The organism is Xanthomonas sp. SI, assembly GCF_014236855.1.
Taxonomy (GTDB): domain Bacteria; phylum Pseudomonadota; class Gammaproteobacteria; order Xanthomonadales; family Xanthomonadaceae; genus Xanthomonas_A.
On sequence record NZ_CP051261.1, the window covers coordinates 3911432 to 3931104 of the forward strand.

A 19673-nucleotide genomic window follows, 5' to 3' on the forward strand; every position below is an offset into this window, starting at 1 on the left:
ACCATCGATTCCGCACTCCTGGAGACACCATGAAAGCCGTCGCCCTGACCCGCTACCTGCCGATCGACGATCCGCAGTCGCTGTTCGATACAGACCTGCCCACCCCGCCCACCCCCACCGGCTTCGACCTGCTGGTGCGGGTGGAAGCCGTTTCGGTCAATCCGGTCGACACCAAGGTGCGCGCGCCCAAGCCGCAGGTGGAAGCGCAGCCCAAGGTGCTGGGCTACGACGCGGCCGGCGTGGTCGAGGCGGTCGGTGCCGATGTCGAGGGCTTCGAACCCGGCGACGAAGTCTATTACGCCGGCGACATCACCCGTTCCGGCAGCAATGCGCAGTACCAGTTGGTCGACGCGCGCATCGTCGCGCGCAAGCCGGCGACGCTGGATTTCGCGCAGGCCGCGGCGCTGCCGCTGACCACGCTGACCGCCTGGGAACTGCTGTTCCAGCGCATGCCGTTCGACTTCGACGACGAGCGCAACCGCGGCCGCCGGCTGTTGGTGATCGGCGGCGCCGGCGGCGTCGGCTCGATCGCGATCCAGCTGGCGCGGCACGCCGGCTTCGAGGTCATCGCCACCGCCTCGCGCCAGCAGACCCGCGACTGGTGCCTGCAACTGGGCGCGCAGCACGTGATCGACCATCGCCAGCCGTTGGCGCCGCAGCTGCAGGCGCTGGGCATCGAACAGGTGGATGCGGCACTGAACCTGGCCGACACCGATCGCTACTGGGACGCGCTCGGCGAACTGATCGCGCCGCAGGGTCACGTCGGCCTGATCGTGGAACCGGCCGGCGCACTGCGCATCGGCGATCCATACAAGGCCAAGTGCATCGGTATCCACTGGGAAATGATGTTCGCGCGCGCGCGCTTCAAGACCGCCGACATGATCGAGCAGCACCGCATCCTGGCGCGCACCGCCAGCCTGATCGACGCCGGCGCGTTACGCACCACCCTGACCGAGACCCTGGCACCGATCGACGCGGCCAACCTGCGCGAGGCACATCGGCGGCTGGAATCAGGCAGCACCATCGGCAAGCTGGCGCTGGCCGGCTGGGGCTGAGCTGCAGCCGCAGTTCGATCAGGGCACGGGCGCGACCGCCCTGCTTTGCGCGCGGCGGTATTGGCCGCTCCATAGAACGCGCGCCAGCTCCGCTGTTGCTTCTGCTGTTGCCGTTGCTTTCGCCTTTGCTTTGCTTTTGACCTACCGGGCCCCCTCGGCGCGGTAGCCCCGACGGGCAAATACCCGAAGGGCGGCGCGCAGGATGCGCGACGTTTTTCGTTGGCACATGGATGTGCCATCGAAAAATGCCCGTTGGGGCTGCGGACCTGGAGCGCGCAGCGCGGAAGGCGCGCTGCGGGGTGTGCTTTCTTTTGGTTACTTTTCTTTGCACAAGCAAAGAAAAGTGACCCGCGCCAGCGGAAGCTCTTGTTCTTGCTTCAAAGCTTCAAAGTCCCAGCGCCAGAACCAAGACAACGACAACGACAACGACAAAGGTAACGGTAAGGCAACGCCCCTCTTGCCGTAGCCCAGGTTTCACGTCACCCTGCGCGCTTCCGTACGCCAGCGTATCCAAACCATGTCGCCCGCCTCCGGCCAGCCCGACCCGTCCTCCCCCGCCTACCCGCACCTGTTCGCCCCGCTCGACCTGGGCTTCACCCAGCTGCGCAACCGGGTACTGATGGGCTCGATGCACACCGGCCTGGAGGATCGCGCGCGCGACTTCCCCAAACTGGCCGCGTACTTCGCCGAGCGCGCCGCAGGCGGCGCCGGACTGATCGTCACCGGCGGCTTCGCCCCGAACGTGGTCGGCTGGCTGAAGCCGTTCGGCGGCAAGCTGTCCTGGCCGTGGGAAGTGCGCCCGCACCGGCAGGTGACCGCCGCGGTGCATGCGCACGGCGCCAAGATATGCCTGCAGCTGCTGCATGCCGGACGCTACGCCTACCACCCGCTGTCGGTGGCACCGTCGAAGCTGAAGGCGCCGATCAACCCGTTCACGCCGCGCGCCCTGTCCGCACGCGGGGTCGAGCGCCAGATTGGCGCCTATGCGCGTGCCGCGCGGCTGGCGCGTGAGGCCGGCTACGACGGCGTCGAAGTGATGGGCTCGGAAGGCTATCTGATCAACGAATTCGTGGCCCCGCGCAGCAATCGCCGCGACGATGCCTGGGGCGGCGACGCGAGCAAGCGCATGCGCTTCGCGGTGGAGATCGTGCGCCGGATCCGCGAGGCCTGCGGGCCGGACTTCATCATCATCTACCGGCTGTCGCTGGTGGACTTGGTCGAGGACGGCAGCGACTGGCAGGAGATCGTGGCGCAGGCGCAGGCGATCGAAGCCGCCGGCGCGACGCTGATCAACTCCGGCATCGGCTGGCACGAGGCGCGCGTGCCGACCATCGCCACCTCGGTGCCGCGCGCCGCGTTCGCCGGCGTCACCGCCAAGCTCAAGCCGTACGTGCGGGTGCCGCTGATCGCCACCAACCGCATCAACATGCCCGACGTGGCCGAGCGCATCCTCGCCGGCGGCGGCGCCGACATGGTGTCGCTGGCGCGTCCGCTGCTGGCCGATCCGCAATGGCCGAACAAGGCGCGGCGCGGCCAGGCGCAGGCGATCAACACCTGCATCGCCTGCAACCAGGCGTGCCTGGACCATGTGTTCGAGAACAAGACCGCCAGCTGCCTGGTCAATCCGCGCGCCGCGGCCGAGACCGAACTGAACTACCTGCCCACGACGGCGCCCAAGCGCGTCGCCGTGGTCGGTGCCGGCCCGGCCGGACTGGCCTGCGCCACGGTCGCCGCCGAACGCGGCCACCGCGTCACCCTGTTCGACAGCGCCGCGGAGATCGGGGGCCAGTTCAACGTGGCCAAGCGCATTCCCGGCAAGGAAGAATTCCACGAGACGCTGCGCTATTTCCGCCACCAGCTCGAGGCCACCGGCGTGGAGGTGCGCCTGCACATCACGGCCGATGCGGCGCTGCTGGCCGATTTCGACGAGGTGGTGCTGGCCACCGGCATCGTGCCGCGCGCGGTGGATTTCCCCGGCGCCGATCACCCCAACGTGGTCAGTTATCTCGATGTGCTGCAGGGCCGGGTGCAGGCGGCGGACACGGTCGCGATCATCGGCGCCGGCGGCATCGGTTTCGACGTCGGCGAGTTCCTGGTGCATGCCGGCGTCTCGACCGCGCTGGACCCGGCGCGGTGGATGGCCGAATGGGGCGTGGATCCGCAGTTCGAGGCGCGCGGCGCGTTGCGCAAGCCGCAGCCGGAAGCGCCGGCACGCAAGGTGTGGTTGCTGCAGCGCAGTGCCGGCCGTCCCGGCGCGCGCCTGGGCAAGACCACCGGCTGGATCCACCGCGCCACGCTCAAGGCCAAGGGCGTGACCATGCTCGGCGGTGTCGAGTACCTGGGCATGGACGATACCGGCCTGCGCATCCGCGTGGACGGCGCCGAGCAGTTGCTGCCGGTCGGCACCGTGGTGGTCTGCGCCGGGCAGGAGCCGCGCCGCGACCTGCACGCTGCGCTGCAGGCGGCCGGCCGCAAGCCGCACCTGATCGGCGGCGCCGACATCGCCGCGGAACTGGATGCCAAGCGCGCCATCGCCCAGGGCAGCCGCCTGGCGGCGCAGTTGTAGGCAAGCGTGCCGCGCTGCGGCGGCAGCGATCCCGGCAGGCAGCGCTCGGCACGGCCGACTTGGTGCTGTCGCATCGCGACGCTATAACGCCGGGGATGCAACGGACCTCGCCCGCTCCGCTACAGACCCAGCCATCGCTGCCGCGCACCGCGCTGGCGGCGTATGCCTGCGCGCATTTCGGCAAGAGCCTGCTGTGGTACGCCAGCGAACTGCTGCTGATCTATTCGTTGACCGAACACACCGGACTGGGCGCGGCCGCCGCCGGACTGGTGCTGGCGCTGGGCCTGCTGGTCAGCGCAGCGATCGGTCTCGGCGCCGGCTGGAGCTTGCGCCGGCGCTTGCGCGAGGTGACCAGCAGCGGGCACCTGCAATGGCTCGGCCTGAGCGCAGCGGCGCTGGCGCTGCTGCTGGTGTTCGCCGCGCCGCTGCTGCCGGCGCCGCTGCGGCTGGGCTACGTGCTGGTGCTCAGCCTGCTGTTCCGCATCGCCTACGCCGTCTGCGACGTAGCGCAGAACACCTTGCTGAGCCTGGTGCGTTGGCCATGGCGCGGTCACGACGGTGCCAGCGCGTTGCGACTGGCCGGCAGCGGCATCGCGGCGCTGCTGATCAGCGCGATGGTTGGCGCGATGCTGGCGCGGGGCGCCGGCGGCGCGGCCTTCGCACTGCAGGCCAGCGCCCTGTTGGCCGCAGTGGCTGTGGTGTGCGCATGGCAGCTGCGACGCGTACTAACGCGAGGTGGCGCGCCGCTTCCGTGCGCCACCCCCGGCGCGCCGACGTGCCCCGAGCCGGCGCCGTACTGGCGCGCGATTCCCTGGCAACCGCTGCTGCTGATCGCCGCGATCTCGTTGACCCTGCCCGCCTTCACCAAACTGGCGCCGTACGTGGCCGCCTACGGCCTGCTGTCGCCAGGCTGGGGCAGCGCGGTGCTGATCGCCTATGCGCTGGGGTCGGTGCTGGTGCAACCGCTGGCGGCGCGGTTGGGCCGGCGGCATTCGCCGCAACAACGGCTGGCCTGGCTCGGCACGGCACTGCTGCTGAGCGCGCCGCTGTTCGCGCTGGCGCTGCCGGCACGGCCGCAGCTGAGCCTGCTGGCGGCAGCATGGATCGGCGCGATCGGCGGCAGCAGCGGCCAGCTCGTCTGGGCCTGGCACGCGCAGCTGACCGCCGAGCGCGGGGTCGCCCAGCACGCGCTGTGCTTTGCCGCGCTGGTGGCCAGCGCGCAGGTGGCGCTGGCCGCCGGCATCGCCGTGATCGGTCTGTTGCTGGGCGCGGTGGATTACCGCGAGAGCCATTGCCAGCTGCTGCGCTGGGCGATGGCGGCTGGTCCACTGGCCTGCGGCGCGCTGTGCCTGCTGTTGGCGCTGCTGGCCGGGCGCCGCCCGCTCAGACGAAGAAAGCTCGCTGCAATGGCATGAGCGCCGCGCCCAGGGTCACCGCGTCGCCGGCGGCACCGGCGATGCGCAGTTCCGGCAGCGGCGGCGCCAGCCCATGCCGGTTGGGTGCGCGCGGGATGCGGATGCGTTCGATCAGGCGTTCGCCGATCGGCGCCGGCAGGCGTCCGCCGATGACGATCGCCTGCGGATCCAGGGTGTAGGCCAGGTACGCGCACAGCTGCGAGAACGGCGCTGCGGCCAGCTCCAGCCAGGCGTCCACGCCCGGGCTGTGCGGGCCGATGTCGGCCAGCATCTGCTCGACGCCGGCGTAGCCCTGCCCGGCCGCGCGCACCAGGGCCAGCAAGGCGTCCAGGTTCGGATAGGCCATGCCGGCGACGGTCCAGATGCCGCCGAACTCGCCGGCGTTGCCGCGATGGCCGCGGAACAGCCTGCCGTCGGCGATGATGCCGCCGCCGAAGCCGTTGGTCAGGTGCAGATAGGCGAAGTCGCGGCAGTCGCGGCCGACCCCGTACAGGCTCTCGGCCACCGCCGCCGCCGCGCCGTCGTTCTCCACCGTGACCGCGCAGCCCAGCGCCTCTTCCAGGATCGGCCCCAGCTCGACCTGGGTCCAGTCTTCCAGCGCCGGCGGCCCGGCCATCTGCTGGCCCTGACCGGTGAAGAAGGCCGAGATCGCCATGCCCGCGCCGACCACCCGCGCCGGATCCACGCCGGTTTCGGCCAGCAGTTCCTCGCGGAACCGCAGCAACTGCGCCAGCACCGGGGCGCGCCGCATGTCGGCCAGGCCGACGCGGCGCTGGCCGCGCACCGCGCCGGCGAAATCGACCAGCGCCATCGCCACCACGTCGCCCATCAGGCCGATGCCTAACGCGTAGGCGTAGTCCGGCGACAGGCGCACATCGACGCTGGGGTTGCCGCGCCCGCCGGCAGCGCGCGCGCTGAGCTGCACCATCCTGTCCTGCACGAAGCCCTGCAGCAGGCGCGCGACCGTGGGCTGCGACAGGCCCAGCTCGCGACTCAGCACCGCCTGGGTCTGCACCCCGGCCTTGAACACACGGTCGAGCAACTGGCGGCCGCCGGCGCTGACGCGCGGCGGGAAATCGGCATGGAGCATGGGACGGCGCGGACCAGAAGTGGATGTGCCGCAACGCTAGCATGTGGACACATAAGTTTCATACATGGTAAATAGTATTACCCCCACATACTTTAACTGGGGGAGTTCCATGCGTACCAACCATCCACACCAGAGCCTGCTCGCGCTGGCGCTGTCTTCCGTTCTTGCCGCCAGCGCAGCCAAGGCCCAGGAGCCGCCACAGGCCCCCGCCGCCGCTGACGCCACCACCACGCTGGATCAGATCGTCGTCACCGGCACCCCGCAGGGCCAGTCGCAGAAGGACGCGCCGTTCGCGATCAGCGTGGTGTCGAAGCAACGCCTGGATCGCGCGGCGCCGAGCAGCAGCGTCGACATGCTGCGCGCCGTGCCCGGCTTCTCGGCCGAGCCCTCCGGCGGCCAGGGCGGCGGCCAGAACCTGTACGTGCGCGGCCTGCCCGCCGGCGGCTGGTACTACGTGCAGTACCAGGAAGACGGCATGACCCTGTTCGACGAGCCGCAGGAAAGCTTCTTCAACGTCGATACGCTGTTCTCCCTGGACATGATGACCGAGCGCCTGGAAGTGGTGCGCGGCGGCACCTCGCCGCTGTTCGCGACCAACGCGCCGGGCGGCACGGTCAACGCCATCACCCGCCACGGCACCGCCACGCCCGAGGGCGCGGCACGCATGAGCGTCGGCAGCGACGGCCTGCGCCGCGAGGACGCCTACAGCTCCGGCCCGCTGAGCGAGAACGTGCTGTACAGCATCGGCGGCTACCACCGCAGCGACGACGGCCTGCGCGAGACCGGCTACACCGCCGACAAGGGCGGCCAGGTGCGCGGCAACCTGACCTTCCTGATGGGCGATGCGATCCTCGACGTGGACGCCAAGTACCTCGACGACCGCACCGCGTTCTACAACCCGATCCCGCTGGACGACCCGCGCAACCCGTCGCAGTCGCTGTCGGCGCTGCTCGACCCGCTGGACGGCACCCTGCTGTCCAACGACCTGCGCCGGACCACGGTGCCGACCTTCGACGGCAACCGCCGCATTTCCCGCAACCTGGATCTGGCCGACGGCATCCACAACAAGGTCAAGCAACTCGGCACCCACCTGGAGTGGAACCTGGACGACGGCCTGACCCTGAACAATCGCATGCGCTTCGTCGATGCCGAGGTGGACTACACCGCGCTGTTCTCCGGCGCCGCGCCCGCCGATGCCGCCGCCTACCTGTCCACCCAGCTCGGCCGCGCGCGCACCGGCTTCGGCAACCGCGTGGCCCGCGTCGGCTACGTCAGCAGCGGCGACGGCGCCGTCTACGATCCGGCCGGCGCCGATGGGCTGGTGCTGGAAAGCGGCCTGTGGAACGCGCGCACCCACCTGCGCACGCTGTCCGACGATCTGCGCCTGAGCAAGGCGTTCGGCGACTCGGCGCTCGGCCAGCACACGCTCACCGCCGGCGTGAACGTGCAGCACTTCGAATATGCCCAGGACCGCCTGCAGAGCACCGTGCTGACCACGTTGCAGAACAATGCGCAGCGCCTGGACGTGCTGGCCTACGACGCGGCCGGCAACGTGGTCGGCTCGGTCACCCAGAACGGCTTCGTGCGCTACGGCAACGGCGTCACCCGCGGCTTCGCCAATGGCACCTACCTGTCGCCGTACCTGTGGGATTCGGTGCGCTTCGGCCGCTTCGGCGTGGACGCCGGCGTGCGCTACACCCGCTACAGCGCCGACGGCGGCGTGTACGCCAACACCACACGCAACCTGGGCGATGCCGGCACCCTGGCCGACGACAGCGCCGGCGGCCTCAGCGGCGCGTTCAGCGCGCGCGAGGACCGCCGCCATGCCACGCAATGGACGCTCGGCGCCGAGTTCGCGCTGACCACGCAGTTGCAGACCTTCGCCCGCTACACCAAGTCGCAGCGCCTGCCGCGGCTGCAGAACGTGTACCAGACGCAGAACGCGGCGGTCACCGACATCGATCAGGCCGAGGCCGGCCTGCGCGGCGCCTTCGGCGACACCTTCTCGTTCTCCACCGTCGGTTTCTGGAGCCGCTTCAACGATCTGTCGATCAGCGCGATCGTGCTCGACGACGCCGGGGCGGTGCAGACCCTGGCCCTGGTCGGCCAGACCCAGACCTTCGGCCTGGAGTCGGAGTTCACCTGGCGCCCGTCTGCCTACTTCGGCATGACCGGCTCGGTGACGCTGCAGGATCCGCAAACCCGCAGCCTGAGCAACGCCAGCACCGGCGCCAGCTACGGCGACCTGGACGGCAAGCAGATCTCGCGCATCCCCAAGTTCATGGCCTCGCTCAGCCCGACCCTGTACTTCGACATCGCCGGGCGTCCGCTCGAACTGTCGGCTACCGCCTACCGCATGGGCCAGCGCTACGTCGACTACACCAACGCCACCGCGCTGCCGGCCTACACCACCTACGACCTGGGCCTGTTCGCCCGCCTCAGCGACAACCTGGAACTGCAGCTGCATGCGGCCAACGTCGACAACAGCGCCGGCCTGACCGAAGGCAACGCACGGGTGGACACGCTGTCCGGGCAAGGCACCGCCGAGGCGATCTATGCGCGTCCGATCTTCGGCCGCAACTACAACGCGTCGCTGACCTGGCGGTGGTGAGCATGTGCTACCGCAAACTGCTGATGGGCGCGGCGATCTGGCTGCCGCTGATGACCGCGACGGCGACGGATTTGCCGCAGCGCCTGCGCGATCCGCATGGCGATGCGCTGGTGGTGTCGCACCGCGCATGCTGGAAGTTCGCCTCGGAGAACACCCTCGATGGTATCGCCGCGTGCATCGCACACGGCGTGGACATGGTCGAGGTCGACGTGCGCACCACCCGCGACGGCAAGCTGGTGCTGATGCACGACGAGCGCGTGGATCGCACCACCGACGGCCATGGCGCGGTGGCCGAGCTGGACGCGGCGCAGATCGCCGCGTTGCGCGTGCGCAGCCGCGGCGGCGGCCGCAGAAGCACCCTGACCGAGCGCCACCCGCCGACGCTGGCACAGGCGCTGGCCGCGGCGCGCGGCCGGGTACTGGTGAACCTGGACGTCAAGGCCGCTGCGCTGGACCAGGTCATGGACGTGGTCGAGGCGGCCGGTGCGCAGCGCGACGTGCTGTTGAACGTGCCGCTGGACGTGCCGCAGGCCGCGCTGCAACGCGCGCACGCGGCCGGCATCGCGTTGCAGGTGCTGTACCTGCAACGCGACACCGCGCTGTCGCCGCAACAGGCGCTGCGCCAAGCCGCCGCGCTGCGTCCGGCGGTGGTGCAGTTGATGTTCGAGGATCCGGCGGTGCTGGATATCGCCCAACGCGAACTGGCGCCAAGCACGCGCCTGTTCGTCAACACGATGACCAACGACATCGCCAGCGGCCGGCCGATGCGGCTGTCGGCGAACTACACCGACCAGCGCGCGCTGCGCGATCCGGCCAGCGTCTGGGGCGCGCTGCGCGCGCATGGGGTGAGCATGATCCAGACCGACGAGCCATTGGCATTGCAACGCTACTTGCGCGAATCGGACATGCACCGGTAGCCGTCGTCGATCTCAATCCTCGCGGCGCAGCGACAGTCGCAACGCGTCGCGAGGAACCAAGCCCCAGACGGTCGGCATGCAGCCGGATCGCGCCAATGGACGGCGCAGCCGTCGTTCCGAGCGATTCGCCGCGACGGTCGAGCCCACACGGTTGGTCGCCGTCGGCGTCGTTGCGCCTGTTCCACATACATCCATCCAATCCCAACGGGAAACACATGAAATCGTCCAAGAAACGCTTCAAGACCTTATCGCTCGTATTGGCCTGCGCCTCGCTGACCGTGTTGTCCGGCCTCGCCTCGGCGGCCGAGAACTGGAATCCAGCCCACATCCTCAACACCATGAAAAGCCCCTACCAGGGCAGCCGCGCCAGCGTCGCGGTGATCGCGCATCGCGGCCTGGTCGGCAACGGCTGCCCGGAAAATTCCACCTGCTCCATCCTCAACACCTACAACAACAACATCGAAGCGATCGAACTGGACGTCAAGCAGTCCTCCGACGGGCAGCCGTGGTTGTTCCACGACCAGAACGCCGGCCGCGTGATCGCGCATTCGCCTGCCTTCAACATCTTCCAGCCGGGCAACGGCTGGAATCCGGACATCCGCACCATGACCAGCCACGAGTTGGTCAATTCGTTCCTGCGCGACAAGGACTTCGCCAAGACCAACTACCGCCCGCTGCCGCTGGCCAACGCATTGGATGCCGTGCACCACTACGCCAATCACATGGTCGTGGTGCTGGACCTGAAGACCCTGGACGCGGTGTCGCGTGCAGCAGACCTGGCCCTCTACTTGGGCATGCAGAACCAGGTGGTACTGAAGTTCAGCGCCTCGCTGCTGCCGCGCACGCCTAGCGACATCACCCGTTACACCAAGGGCGTGGCGTTCGCACCGACCGTCTACGCTGGCGACATGGACAGGCTCGCCGACGGCGGCTATACCGGCCGATGCGGAACGACCAGCACCAACACGCCGTTCTGCCGCGTCAATGCGTGGATCGACCAGGCCCGCGGCGAGAAAGGCTTCGCCTGGCTGGAAATCGGCAACAAGCAACCGCGCCGCAGCGACCCGACTGCCGAACTGCTGGCCGGCGAGCAGGCCAATCACCGCGCGCTCGGTGCGTTCTCGCCGGTGCCCGAGTACCGCCTCGGCAGCCACGACGGCCAGCACTACGTGCGCAGCAACGGGACCTGCTGCGCGGCGTTGAGCGACTACCTGACGCGCACCAAGTACTTCGGCAACGAAGTCGCCGACGACCGCTCCGACTTCGGCTTGCAGGCGTTGTCCGGCTTCACCAGCATCATCAGCGACGACCCGCTCAGCATCACCCGTTCGCACATTTTCCGTAACACCTCGCGCTACGAGTGATCGCGGCATGATCCGGCCGGGGAGTTCGCTCCCCGGCTTCCCGCTGCACTCTCCACCCAGGAAGCATCCGCTATGCGTCCCGTTCACCGTCTACGTCTCCGTCACCTGTTTGTCCTGCTGCTCGTCGCCGGCGTGAGCTGGCTCCTGTTGCAACGCGCAGCGACCGCGGAAGGCGCCCGCGCCGCAACGGCGCCAGCCGCCGCGCCGGCATCCGCGCAGCGCGCCGCCTCTGCGACCGACATGCCGTCCGCATCACCGTCTTCCACCGACACCGTGCCCGGCCCATCGGCGCGCGAGGTCATTGCCGCGGCGCAGGCGCTACCGGCCGATTTCCAGGCCGATACGTTGTTGCGCATCGCCGACGCCAAGGACCTGCCGTCGACGGCCGGCGGCGATCGCCGCGACGCCGCGATGCGCCTGGCGCAACAGGCCTCGGTTCTGGCAGAACGCGCGATGCGGCGCATGCCCGGCCTGGCCAGCGCCGGCTATGCCAGCGAAGAGCACAACAACGAGTTGCGCGACACCAACACCGCCGGCCTGGACCGGCTGTCGCTGCAAACGCGCGCTGCGCGCATTCTCGCGACGTCTCCCGCACAGGCGACCGCGTTGTTCGCGGCGCTGCCGACGCCGCAGGCCGCCGGCTGCGATGCCGAGCTGATCGACGATCCCAGCCCCACCTACGCGCTGGCGACCGCACTGCAGCCCGCCCAGGCCGCGCCGCAGGCGGCGTCGCTTGCCGAGCGCGTGGACAAGGCGCAACGGGAAACCGACGTGGCGCCGGCGCTGAAGATGGTGCTCGCCAGCACGACGCTGGAGCGCAACGGCCAGGCCCAGGTCGCCGACAGCCTGGTGCGCATGTTCGCGCGCATCCGCGGCAACGATCCGGGCTTCACCGCCACCGAACTGAGCGTCGCCGCGGACATGCCGCTGCTGCTGCAATGGCTGCAGGACGCGGCGCTGCGCGAGCGGCTGCATGCGGCGTATCGCACTTATGTCGCGGCGCATCTGGAGCAGGCGCGTTGCCCGGCGAGCCTGCTCGGCAACCACTGGCTGCTCGAACAGCGTTTCGTCGCCGAACTGCCGGACGAACGCATCCCGCCGGCACCGCCGGTGGCGCAGGAATCGATCGACGACGAGGCGATCTCGTTGATCCGCGAGGCTGGCTACAACATGCGCACGCAACTGCTGCTGCCCGACGCCGCTGCGGACGACCCTGCGCTGGAAAAAGCCTCCGCCGAATTCCTCGACCAGCTCGACCATGGCGTACTGCAGCAAACCGCGGCAGGCGACGGCAGCGGCCGCGTGCAGCGTGCACGGCTGCGCGAACTGCTGCGCTATCTGGAATATGCGCCGAGCGGTACGTCGCGCGATCGCGGCGTCGCGCTGATGGCGTCGTTGCTGTCCGGTCCCTACTACGCGCAGGACCACGACACCTGGTTCGGCGATCTGCACGTGGTCGCCGCGCAGATGCAGCGCTGGCCCGACCGCGCGCAACGGCTCGCGCAATTGGCCGGACATCGCGATCCGGTGGTGAAGGTCTACGCGATGCTGATGCAGCGCGGTCAGTTTCCCTGAGTCTCGTTGCAGCGGATCCACCACGCTTCGATACCTCCGCGCGCGGCGCCACGCGCCGCGCGCGCCACACGGATCGTGAACTCTGTCAACAATCGGGGTTCAGTTGCGATTGGGGAAGCGGCGCCTATTGTGCGCGCCACTTCCGATCCACCCATCTTGGTGGATCCGCCGGCCTCCAGATTGCGCCGGCACCCGGGCGACCCGTGACAGGCCGCCTCCCCATGACGCCAAGCCGCATCGCCTTGCCGCGCCACCCGGCGCAGCCCCGATGACGGCCCATACGGAGCAAGGAGTTATATGAAACTGGCCTGGATCCTCTGGCTGTCGCAACTGCTGCCGCAACCCGCCGCCGATTCGTTGTGTTTGAGCACCACCGTCTATCTGGAAGCGCGCGACCAGACGCTGCGCGGCCAGCAGGCGGTCGCCGAAGTGGCGCTGCGGCGTCTGGACAGCGGCCTGTGGGGCAACTCGATGTGCCAGGTGGTCACCGCGCGCAAACAGTTCGCGCCGGGCCTGGTGAAACCCGGCACCGAACTGAAGAACGACGACGCCTGGGCCGATGCGGTCAACGTCGCCTTCGCCGCCGAGCGCAACTGGGCGCTGCCGCAGGGCCAGCGCAAGGAGATCGTGCCCGGCGCCAGCCACTTCGCCGCGCATGCGATCGCCAGCCCGAGCTGGCGCAACGCCTACCAGGTGGCGACGATCGGCGACCACACGTTCTACCGCGTGCAGAAGCTGCGGCCGCGCAACGCGTCCTGACCGGCTGCACGGCGCTATCGCCAAGCGCACGCAGGGCCGGGTACGCTTCCCGGCCCTTTGTTCGTGCGGAGTCTGCAATGAAACTGTATGCCAAGCCCGGTGCCTGCTCGCTGGCCGACCATATCGCGCTGCGCTGGGCGCAACTGCCGTTCGAACTGGAAGTGCTCGACGCCGCGTCGATGAAGGCACCGGCCTATCTGGCGATCAATCCCGCCGGCGCGGTGCCCGCGCTGCAGGTGGACGCTTGGGTGCTGACCCAGAACTCGGCGATCCTCAACTACATCGCCGATATCGCGCCGGCGGCACAACTGGCCGGCGATGGCAGCGCGCGCAGCCGCGCCGAAGTGCAGCGCTGGCTCGCCTTCCTCAACGCCGACCTGCATCCCGCCTTCCATCCGTTGTTCGGCAGCACGCGCTACCTTGAGGACGCGGCGGTGATCGCGCGAACGCAGGACTATGCGCGCGAACGCTTGCGCACGCTGTACGCGCGTGTGGACGCGCAACTGGCGACGCAGCCGTGGCTCGCCGGCGCGCAGCGTTCGATCGCAGATGCGTATTTGTTCGTCACCTTGCGCTGGGCGCAGGCGCTGAAGATCGAACTGGGCGCCAACCTGCAGGACTTCTTCACGCGCATGGCGGCCGATCCGCAAGTACAGGCGGCGCTGCAGGCCGAAGGCCTGAATTGAAGCGGCGCAGTTAGCGCGGTTCTATCGCTCGGTTTGCACGCAACGAACGTGTAGGAGCGGCTTCAGCCGCGACAGGATTTATCCGATGGAACCTGTCGCGGCTGAAGCCGCTCCTACAACGGCGGTCATCGCTTCTGCGCCATCGCACATGGACATCGGCGCTCGATCTTCGACTACTGCGGATCGCCGCCGAGCGTATCCTGCAGCCAACGCGCAGCCAGCGCTGGCGACTTGGCCTTGCCCAGTGCCGCGGTGAACTCCGGCAGCAGCGCTTCGAGCGCGGCGGCATCGCTGCAGCGCTCGATCCGCAACTGCATGAAATAGCCCTTCAGCCCCAGATGCTTGCGCACCGCTTCGCTCATCGCGTCGTAGAGATGCGAATAGCGCTGCGCCGCTTCGTGCGATACCGGCGTGTCGCCTGGAATGGCCGACGAATGGATGGCGTCGGCCAGCGTCGTCGCCGATGCGGCCGGCGGCGCGCCCGATGGCGATATCGATGGCGATGTTGCAGGCGCAGGCGCGGCCGGCGCATCGCCGCCGCGGGCGATCAGGCCCATCTGCTGCAGCTGCGCCAGAGCGTCTTGCGGCGCATGCAGGCCGGCGACGATCTGCTGCAGCGCGCTGTCGTCCTTGTGCCCATCCACCACCAGCAGGATCGAGCGCAGTTGCGCCGGCAACCGGCGCGCGCGGTCCGCGATCTCCTGCCGTCCGGCGTCGGTCTTGGCATAGCGCTCGCTCATTCACCGCCTCCCCTGTGGTTGCGCGTCAGCGGCAGCCGGCGCGCTTGTCGCGCGATGCAGTGGCGCCTCAGCGCGCCAGCACCCGACGGATCTCGTCGAGCGCGCCCGGATCGTCCAGCGTCGACAGGTCACCGGGATCGCGCTGCTCGGCCAGCGCCTGCAGCGAACGCCGCAGCAGCTTGCCCGAGCGCGTCTTCGGCAATGCCTGCACCAGATACACCTGCGCCGGCCGCGCCACCGCACCGAGCCGCTCCACCACGCATTGCCGCAACTGTTCGGCGATGGAGGCGACGGCATCGGCCGATGCCTGCTGTTTCAGCGTGGCGAAGACCACCGGCACCTGGCCCTTCAGTTCGTCGTGCATGCCGATCACCGCCACTTCGGCCACCTGCGGATGGCCGGCGATGGCTTCTTCGATCTCGCGCGTGCCCAGGCGATGGCCGGCGACATTGATCACGTCGTCGGTGCGGCCAAGGATGAAGGTATAGCCGTCGTCGTCGCGGATCGCCCAGTCCAGCGAGCTGTACAGCAGTTCATCGAAATGGCTGAAATAGCTGCGCAGGAAACGGGCGTCGTCGTTCCACACCGTGGTCATGCAGCCCGGCGGCAGCGGCGGCTCGATCACCAGCACGCCCTTGCGCCCGGCCGGCACCTCGATGCCTTGCGGGTCGACGATCTTCATCTTGTAACCGAGATTGGGAAAGCCCGGCGAACCCGGTTTGACCGGCTTCATTTCCAATCCCGGCAGCAAGGTCAGCGCCGGCCAGCCGGTCTCGGTCTGCCAGTAGTTGTCGATGATCGGCTTGCCCAGCGCCTCGCCGATCCACAGCGCGGTCGGCTCGTCCAGCGGCTCGCCGGCCAGGAACAGGTACTGCAACGCGCTCAGGTCGTGGTCGCGGATGTGGCTGACCGGATGCTTCTTCAATACGCGGATCGCGGTCGGCGAGGAGAACATGGTGCGCACCCGGTATTTCTCGCACAGCGCCCACCACACGCCCGGATCCGGATTGACCGGCAATCCTTCGTACAGCAGCGAGGTGCAGCCGGCGATCAGCGGACCGTACACGTTGTACGAATGGCCGACCGCCCAGCCGACATCGGAGGTGGAGAACATCGCCTGCCCGGGCGCGCAATCGAACACCGTGCGCATCGACAGCGCCAGCGCCACCGCGTAGCCGCCGACGTCGCGCTGCACGCCCTTGGGCTTGCCGGTGGTGCCGGAGGTATACAGCAGGTAGCTGGCTTCGTTGGATTCCAGCCAGGTCACCGGCACCTGCGTATCGCCGACCTGCGCGCGCAGAGTGGCGTAGTCCACGTCGCGCCCGCCGCGGCGCGGCTGCGCCGGATCCAGTCCGCGCGAGACGATCAGCACCTTCGGCGGCGGCGCGCTGGCTTCCGCGCAGGCGGCATCGACCAGCGGCTTGTATGGAATGATCTTGCCGCCGCGGCTGCCGGCATCGGCGGCGATCAGCAGCTTCGGCGCCGCATCGTCGATGCGCAGCGCCAGGTTGTGCGCGGCGAAGCCGCCGAACACCACCGAATGCACCGCGCCGATGCGCGCGCAGGCCAGCATCGCGAACACCGCCTCGGCCATGTTCGGCATGTAGATGACCACGCGGTCGCCGCGTTGCACGTCCAGGCGCAGCAGCACCGCGGCGAAGGCCACGACCTCGGCGTGCAACTGCGCATAGGTGAATTCGCGGGTCTGCCCGGTCTCGCTGGACACCGCCACCAGCGCCAGCTGCGCGGCGCGCTCGGGCAGGTGACGGTCTACCGCGTTGTAGCACAGGTTGGTCAGGCCGCCGCCGAACCAGCGCCGGAACGGCGGGTCGTCGTATTCGAGGATCGCCTGCGGCGGGCGCTGCCAGTGGATCGCCTTGGCCTGCTCCGCCCAGAACTCCTGCGGCTGCTCGATCGAGCGCCGGTACAGCGTCGCGTAGTCCATGCGGCCCCTCCCAAGGCGATGCACCCACGCCGAGCATAGTCCCTGCGCGGCGTGGCGTCGTCCGACCTTGGTCGAACGGCGCCGGTGGCCGAATACCTGAATCGAGCCGAGCTGCGAAGCGGCGTCGGCCCGGACCAATCGTCAGGCGTGCCCATCGACCGAGCGCACCAATGTCAGGTTCGCGCAGTCTTCCGACTCAAGCACCCGACCAGCGCTTGGAGTGTCGATCATGACGCCTTGGCCGAACTCCGACCGAAACCATTCCCTCGAGGCCGCGTCTTCCTGCGGGGGAAAGTCGCCGGTGCTGACCACAAAGAGCACTGTGGATGGGCTTTCGTCGTCGAACCACTTGACCAGGTCGCCGCGGCGGACGGGAATGTCTGTGCCGGGGTAGCGAGGGACAGCCATGGCACGGCCGACTACCGCTTCTGCGCTGCCGCTTTCGCCTCCGCACGCGGCGGCGCATGCTTCACGTAGCGGTCGAACCACTCCAGCATCTCCGCCACCACGTCCTCGTTGGACTCGCGCGCGCTATACCAGTGCGGCTCGAACGGCAGCAGCACCAGCCGCGCGGTACCGCCGTTGCCGCGGATCGCCTGGAACAGCCGCGGCGCCTGGGTGGTTTCGGTGCCGGGATTGGCGTCGTCCATGCCGTGCACGATCAGCAGCGGCTCGTCGATCTTGTCGGCGTGGAAGAACGCCGAGGCCTGCGCGTACACCTCCGGCGCCGCCCAGAACGAACGCCGCTCGTTCTGGAAGCCGAACGGGGTCAGGGTCTTGTTGTAGCTGCCGCTGGTGGCCACGCCGGCGCGGAACAGGTCGGTATGCGCCAGCAGGTTGGCCGCCATCAGCGCGCCGTGGCTGTGGCCGGTGACGCCGATCCGCTGGCGATCGACCACGCCCAGCTCCACCGCCTTGTCCACCGCCGCGGTGGCGTTGTCCACCAGCTGCTGCAGATAGGTGTCGTAGGCGGTCTTGGGATCGCCGACGATCGGGAACGCGGTGTCGTCGATGATCGCGTAGCCGGCCAGCAACAGCAGCTGGTAGGAGCTCAGGCGGGTGAAATCGCGCTCGTTGGCGCCGCTGACCTGGCCGGCCTTGGACGGGTCGGCGTAGTCCAGCGGATAGGCGTACAGGATCGCCGGCACCCGCGTGCCTTCCTTGTAGCCCGGCGGCGTGTACAGGGTGAACGACAGTTCCACCCCGTCCTTGCGCTTGTAGGTCACCAGCCGCTTCTTGATCTGCCGCACCAGCGGCGTCGGATCGGGGAAACGGGTGACCGGCGCGACGCTCGATGCGTAGACCGCTTCGCCCGCCGCCGCAGCGGGCTGCGCCTGGCCCAGCGCGCGCAGGTACACGTTCGGCGGATCGGTCGGCGACTGGCGCCAGGTCAGCAACCGGGTGGTGTCGTCGCCGGCGAACCCGGCGAACACCTCGTCGACGCTGGCATCGCTGCGGAACAGGCGCTCGGTCTTGCCGCTGGCCAGGTCGTAGCGGTCCAGGAACGCGCGGTCGCCGGCCGGCGTGGCGCCCTGCCCGCTCAGGAACAGCGCGCCGCGATCCTCGTGCAGCACCGCTTCGCCGTTGGCCAGCACGCGCAGTTCCGGGGTGCCGGGATCGGCGTACAGATCGTCGGTGGACAGGTCGAACAGCACGCGCCCGGGCGTGCCGGCGCGGTCGGCGTCGAGCAGCGTGGTGCGCCGCCAGTGACGGTTTTCGTCGTATTCGTCCAGCAGCGCCTGCCCGCCCTGGGCGAACCAGGACAGGCCGGCGTAGCGCTGGGTCACCCGCGCCAGCTCGCGCGGCTTGGCGGTGAACGGCGCCGCCAGGGTCAGCAGCTTGTCGCGCGCGGGCACGGTGGCTTTCCAGTCGCCGCCGTCCAGCGCCTCGGCCCAGACCAGCGTGGCCGGCTGGTTGGCCCGCCAGGAATACGCACGCGGGCCGGTCGGCACGCCCTGCACCGGCACCCGGTCGGCGACCGGCAGATCGGCCAGCACACGCTCGCCGCCATTGGACAGATCCAGCACCGCCACATCGTGGGCAAAACGCGCATAGGTGGTGACGTAGGAATACGGCCGCTTGAGCCGCTCCACGCGCACATGGCGGCCGTCGGGCGCGCCATCGACCGCGGTATAGACCGCCGGCGCGCCGACCTTGCTCTGCTTGCCGCTGGCCGCATCGACGGTGAGCAACTGCGAGATGGCGTAGTACGCGAACAGCGCCTCGTCCTCGGGACTGGACAGCGTATCGCGCGCCTCGTAGGTGCTGCTCTCGCCCTTGCCCTGGATGGTTTCCTTGACCTCCGGACCCGGCGGCACCGCGGCCTTGCGCGGCGCGGCGCCCAGGTTCTGCGGCACGGTCTTCAGCAGCAGCGTGTCGCTGCCGCCCAGCCACTGGATCTCGCCGCCCAGCACCGGGTTGAGCTGCACGCCGTCGATGCGGCGCACGTTGCCGGTGGCGACGTCGCCCAGCCACAGCTCGACGCGGTCGGCGGCGGTGTTGTTGAAGGCGAAACGGCGCCCGTCCGGCGACCACACCGGCAGCGCCGGACAGGCACCGGCCGGCAAGGTCACCGCGGTCTGCTTGCCGCTGGCCACATCGACCAGGCTGAAGCCTTCCAGGCAGGCACGGATGCCGTAGCCGTTGGACATGTCGTGACGGCTGTGGCTGCGCGGCTCCACGCGCACGCCGGCCAGCTTCAGGTACGGCTCGGCGACGCGCGCGATCGGCGGATACTGGGTGCGCTGCACCAGCAGCAGGGTCTTGCCGGTGGGATCCAGGCGCGGCGACGGATTCAGCGGCGCGCGCATGACTCCCAACAGCGGCTCGGGCGGCTGGCGGTAACCGCTGTCGGCGGCCGCAGCGGCAAACGGCAACAGGCTGGCGACGGCCAGCACCCCGATCCAGCGATACGGCACGAGCATGAGGTTGTTCCCCTGGCGAATGACCG

14 protein-coding genes are annotated in these 19673 nt (G+C 69.3%); 9 read left to right on the forward strand and 5 right to left on the reverse strand.

Translation table 11 applies throughout. From position 1 onward, the window contains the following. Positions 1–29: 29 nt before the first annotated feature. The 3 genes from HEP75_RS16440 to HEP75_RS16450 all read left to right on the forward strand — a co-directional run bounded on the left by HEP75_RS16440 (position 30) and on the right by HEP75_RS16450 (position 5036). Entirely contained in the window at positions 30–1055 is a 1026-nt protein-coding gene (locus HEP75_RS16440) for a zinc-binding alcohol dehydrogenase family protein (protein ID WP_185824242.1), read from the forward strand. A gap of 517 nt (positions 1056–1572) precedes the next feature. Then, positions 1573–3621 carry an NADPH-dependent 2,4-dienoyl-CoA reductase gene (locus HEP75_RS16445; RefSeq protein ID WP_185824243.1) on the forward strand — a complete coding sequence of 683 codons (2049 nt, stop codon included), beginning with the start codon at positions 1573–1575 and terminating at the stop codon, positions 3619–3621. A 95-nt stretch (positions 3622–3716) separates the two neighbouring features. After that, positions 3717–5036: an MFS transporter gene (locus HEP75_RS16450; RefSeq protein WP_185824244.1), complete on the forward strand. Its 1320-nt coding sequence runs from the start codon at positions 3717–3719 to the stop codon at positions 5034–5036. Here the strand turns inward: HEP75_RS16450 and HEP75_RS16455 are convergent. Next, positions 5005–6126 (reverse strand): ROK family transcriptional regulator, encoded by a 1122-nt coding sequence (locus tag HEP75_RS16455; protein ID WP_185824245.1) that lies wholly within the window; start codon positions 6124–6126, stop codon positions 5005–5007. The genes HEP75_RS16450 and HEP75_RS16455 overlap by 32 nt on opposite strands. 109 nt (positions 6127–6235) lie before the next feature. Between HEP75_RS16455 and HEP75_RS16460 the strand changes: the two genes are divergently transcribed. The 6 genes from HEP75_RS16460 (at position 6236) to HEP75_RS16485 (ending at position 14038) form a co-directional block, all read left to right on the forward strand. Next, positions 6236–8737 carry a TonB-dependent receptor gene (locus tag HEP75_RS16460; RefSeq protein WP_185824246.1) on the forward strand — a complete coding sequence of 834 codons (2502 nt, stop codon included), beginning with the start codon at positions 6236–6238 and terminating at the stop codon, positions 8735–8737. Between the two features lie 2 nt (positions 8738–8739). Continuing rightward, entirely contained in the window at positions 8740–9654 is a 915-nt protein-coding gene (locus HEP75_RS16465; protein WP_185824247.1) for a glycerophosphodiester phosphodiesterase family protein, read from the forward strand. A gap of 215 nt (positions 9655–9869) precedes the next feature. Further along, positions 9870–11018, forward strand: a complete 1149-nt coding sequence (locus HEP75_RS16470; protein ID WP_185824248.1) for a glycerophosphodiester phosphodiesterase family protein — start codon at positions 9870–9872, stop codon at positions 11016–11018. A gap of 240 nt (positions 11019–11258) precedes the next feature. Continuing rightward, a complete protein-coding gene (locus tag HEP75_RS16475) occupies positions 11259–12593 on the forward strand; it encodes a hypothetical protein (RefSeq protein ID WP_255423886.1) in 1335 nt (444 codons plus the stop codon). A gap of 297 nt (positions 12594–12890) precedes the next feature. After that, complete coding sequence (locus HEP75_RS16480; RefSeq protein WP_145701667.1) at positions 12891–13352, forward strand: cell wall hydrolase; 462 nt, start codon at positions 12891–12893, stop codon at positions 13350–13352. 77 nt (positions 13353–13429) lie between these two features. Next, the gene (locus HEP75_RS16485) at positions 13430–14038 is read left to right on the forward strand and encodes a glutathione binding-like protein (protein ID WP_185824250.1); all 609 of its coding nucleotides are present in this window, start codon (positions 13430–13432) and stop codon (positions 14036–14038) included. 173 nt (positions 14039–14211) lie between these two features. Here the strand turns inward: HEP75_RS16485 and HEP75_RS16490 are convergent, their stop codons facing one another. The 4 genes from HEP75_RS16490 to HEP75_RS16505 all read right to left on the reverse strand — a co-directional run bounded on the left by HEP75_RS16490 (position 14212) and on the right by HEP75_RS16505 (position 19647). After that, positions 14212–14778: a hypothetical protein gene (locus tag HEP75_RS16490; RefSeq protein WP_185824251.1), complete on the reverse strand. Its 567-nt coding sequence runs from the start codon at positions 14776–14778 to the stop codon at positions 14212–14214. Between the two features lie 67 nt (positions 14779–14845). Further along, complete coding sequence (prpE, locus tag HEP75_RS16495; protein ID WP_185824252.1) at positions 14846–16723, reverse strand: propionate--CoA ligase; 1878 nt, start codon at positions 16721–16723, stop codon at positions 14846–14848. A 141-nt stretch (positions 16724–16864) separates the two neighbouring features. Then, positions 16865–17131 carry a hypothetical protein gene (locus tag HEP75_RS16500; RefSeq protein ID WP_185824253.1) on the reverse strand — a complete coding sequence of 89 codons (267 nt, stop codon included), beginning with the start codon at positions 17129–17131 and terminating at the stop codon, positions 16865–16867. Between the two features lie 11 nt (positions 17132–17142). After that, the gene (locus HEP75_RS16505) at positions 17143–19647 is read right to left on the reverse strand and encodes a prolyl oligopeptidase family serine peptidase (protein WP_185824254.1); all 2505 of its coding nucleotides are present in this window, start codon (positions 19645–19647) and stop codon (positions 17143–17145) included. Positions 19648–19673: the final 26 nt, after the last annotated feature.

What these genes read in the sequence shown, in the direction of transcription:
- HEP75_RS16460 (WP_185824246.1), top strand. Translation starts at nt 6,236, where the DNA reads ATGCGTACCAACCATCCACACCAGAGCCTGCTCGCGCTGGCGCTGTCT.
- HEP75_RS16500 (WP_185824253.1), bottom strand. Translation starts at nt 17,131, where the DNA reads ATGGCTGTCCCTCGCTACCCCGGCACAGACATTCCCGTCCGCCGCGGC.
- prpE (WP_185824252.1), bottom strand. Translation starts at nt 16,723, where the DNA reads ATGGACTACGCGACGCTGTACCGGCGCTCGATCGAGCAGCCGCAGGAG.
- HEP75_RS16440 (WP_185824242.1), top strand. Translation starts at nt 30, where the DNA reads ATGAAAGCCGTCGCCCTGACCCGCTACCTGCCGATCGACGATCCGCAG.
- HEP75_RS16445 (WP_185824243.1), top strand. Translation starts at nt 1,573, where the DNA reads ATGTCGCCCGCCTCCGGCCAGCCCGACCCGTCCTCCCCCGCCTACCCG.
- HEP75_RS16485 (WP_185824250.1), top strand. Translation starts at nt 13,430, where the DNA reads ATGAAACTGTATGCCAAGCCCGGTGCCTGCTCGCTGGCCGACCATATC.
- HEP75_RS16450 (WP_185824244.1), top strand. Translation starts at nt 3,717, where the DNA reads ATGCAACGGACCTCGCCCGCTCCGCTACAGACCCAGCCATCGCTGCCG.
- HEP75_RS16480 (WP_145701667.1), top strand. Translation starts at nt 12,891, where the DNA reads ATGAAACTGGCCTGGATCCTCTGGCTGTCGCAACTGCTGCCGCAACCC.
- HEP75_RS16490 (WP_185824251.1), bottom strand. Translation starts at nt 14,778, where the DNA reads ATGAGCGAGCGCTATGCCAAGACCGACGCCGGACGGCAGGAGATCGCG.
- HEP75_RS16455 (WP_185824245.1), bottom strand. Translation starts at nt 6,126, where the DNA reads ATGCTCCATGCCGATTTCCCGCCGCGCGTCAGCGCCGGCGGCCGCCAG.
- HEP75_RS16465 (WP_185824247.1), top strand. Translation starts at nt 8,740, where the DNA reads ATGTGCTACCGCAAACTGCTGATGGGCGCGGCGATCTGGCTGCCGCTG.
- HEP75_RS16505 (WP_185824254.1), bottom strand. Translation starts at nt 19,647, where the DNA reads ATGCTCGTGCCGTATCGCTGGATCGGGGTGCTGGCCGTCGCCAGCCTG.
- HEP75_RS16475 (WP_255423886.1), top strand. Translation starts at nt 11,259, where the DNA reads ATGCCGTCCGCATCACCGTCTTCCACCGACACCGTGCCCGGCCCATCG.
- HEP75_RS16470 (WP_185824248.1), top strand. Translation starts at nt 9,870, where the DNA reads ATGAAATCGTCCAAGAAACGCTTCAAGACCTTATCGCTCGTATTGGCC.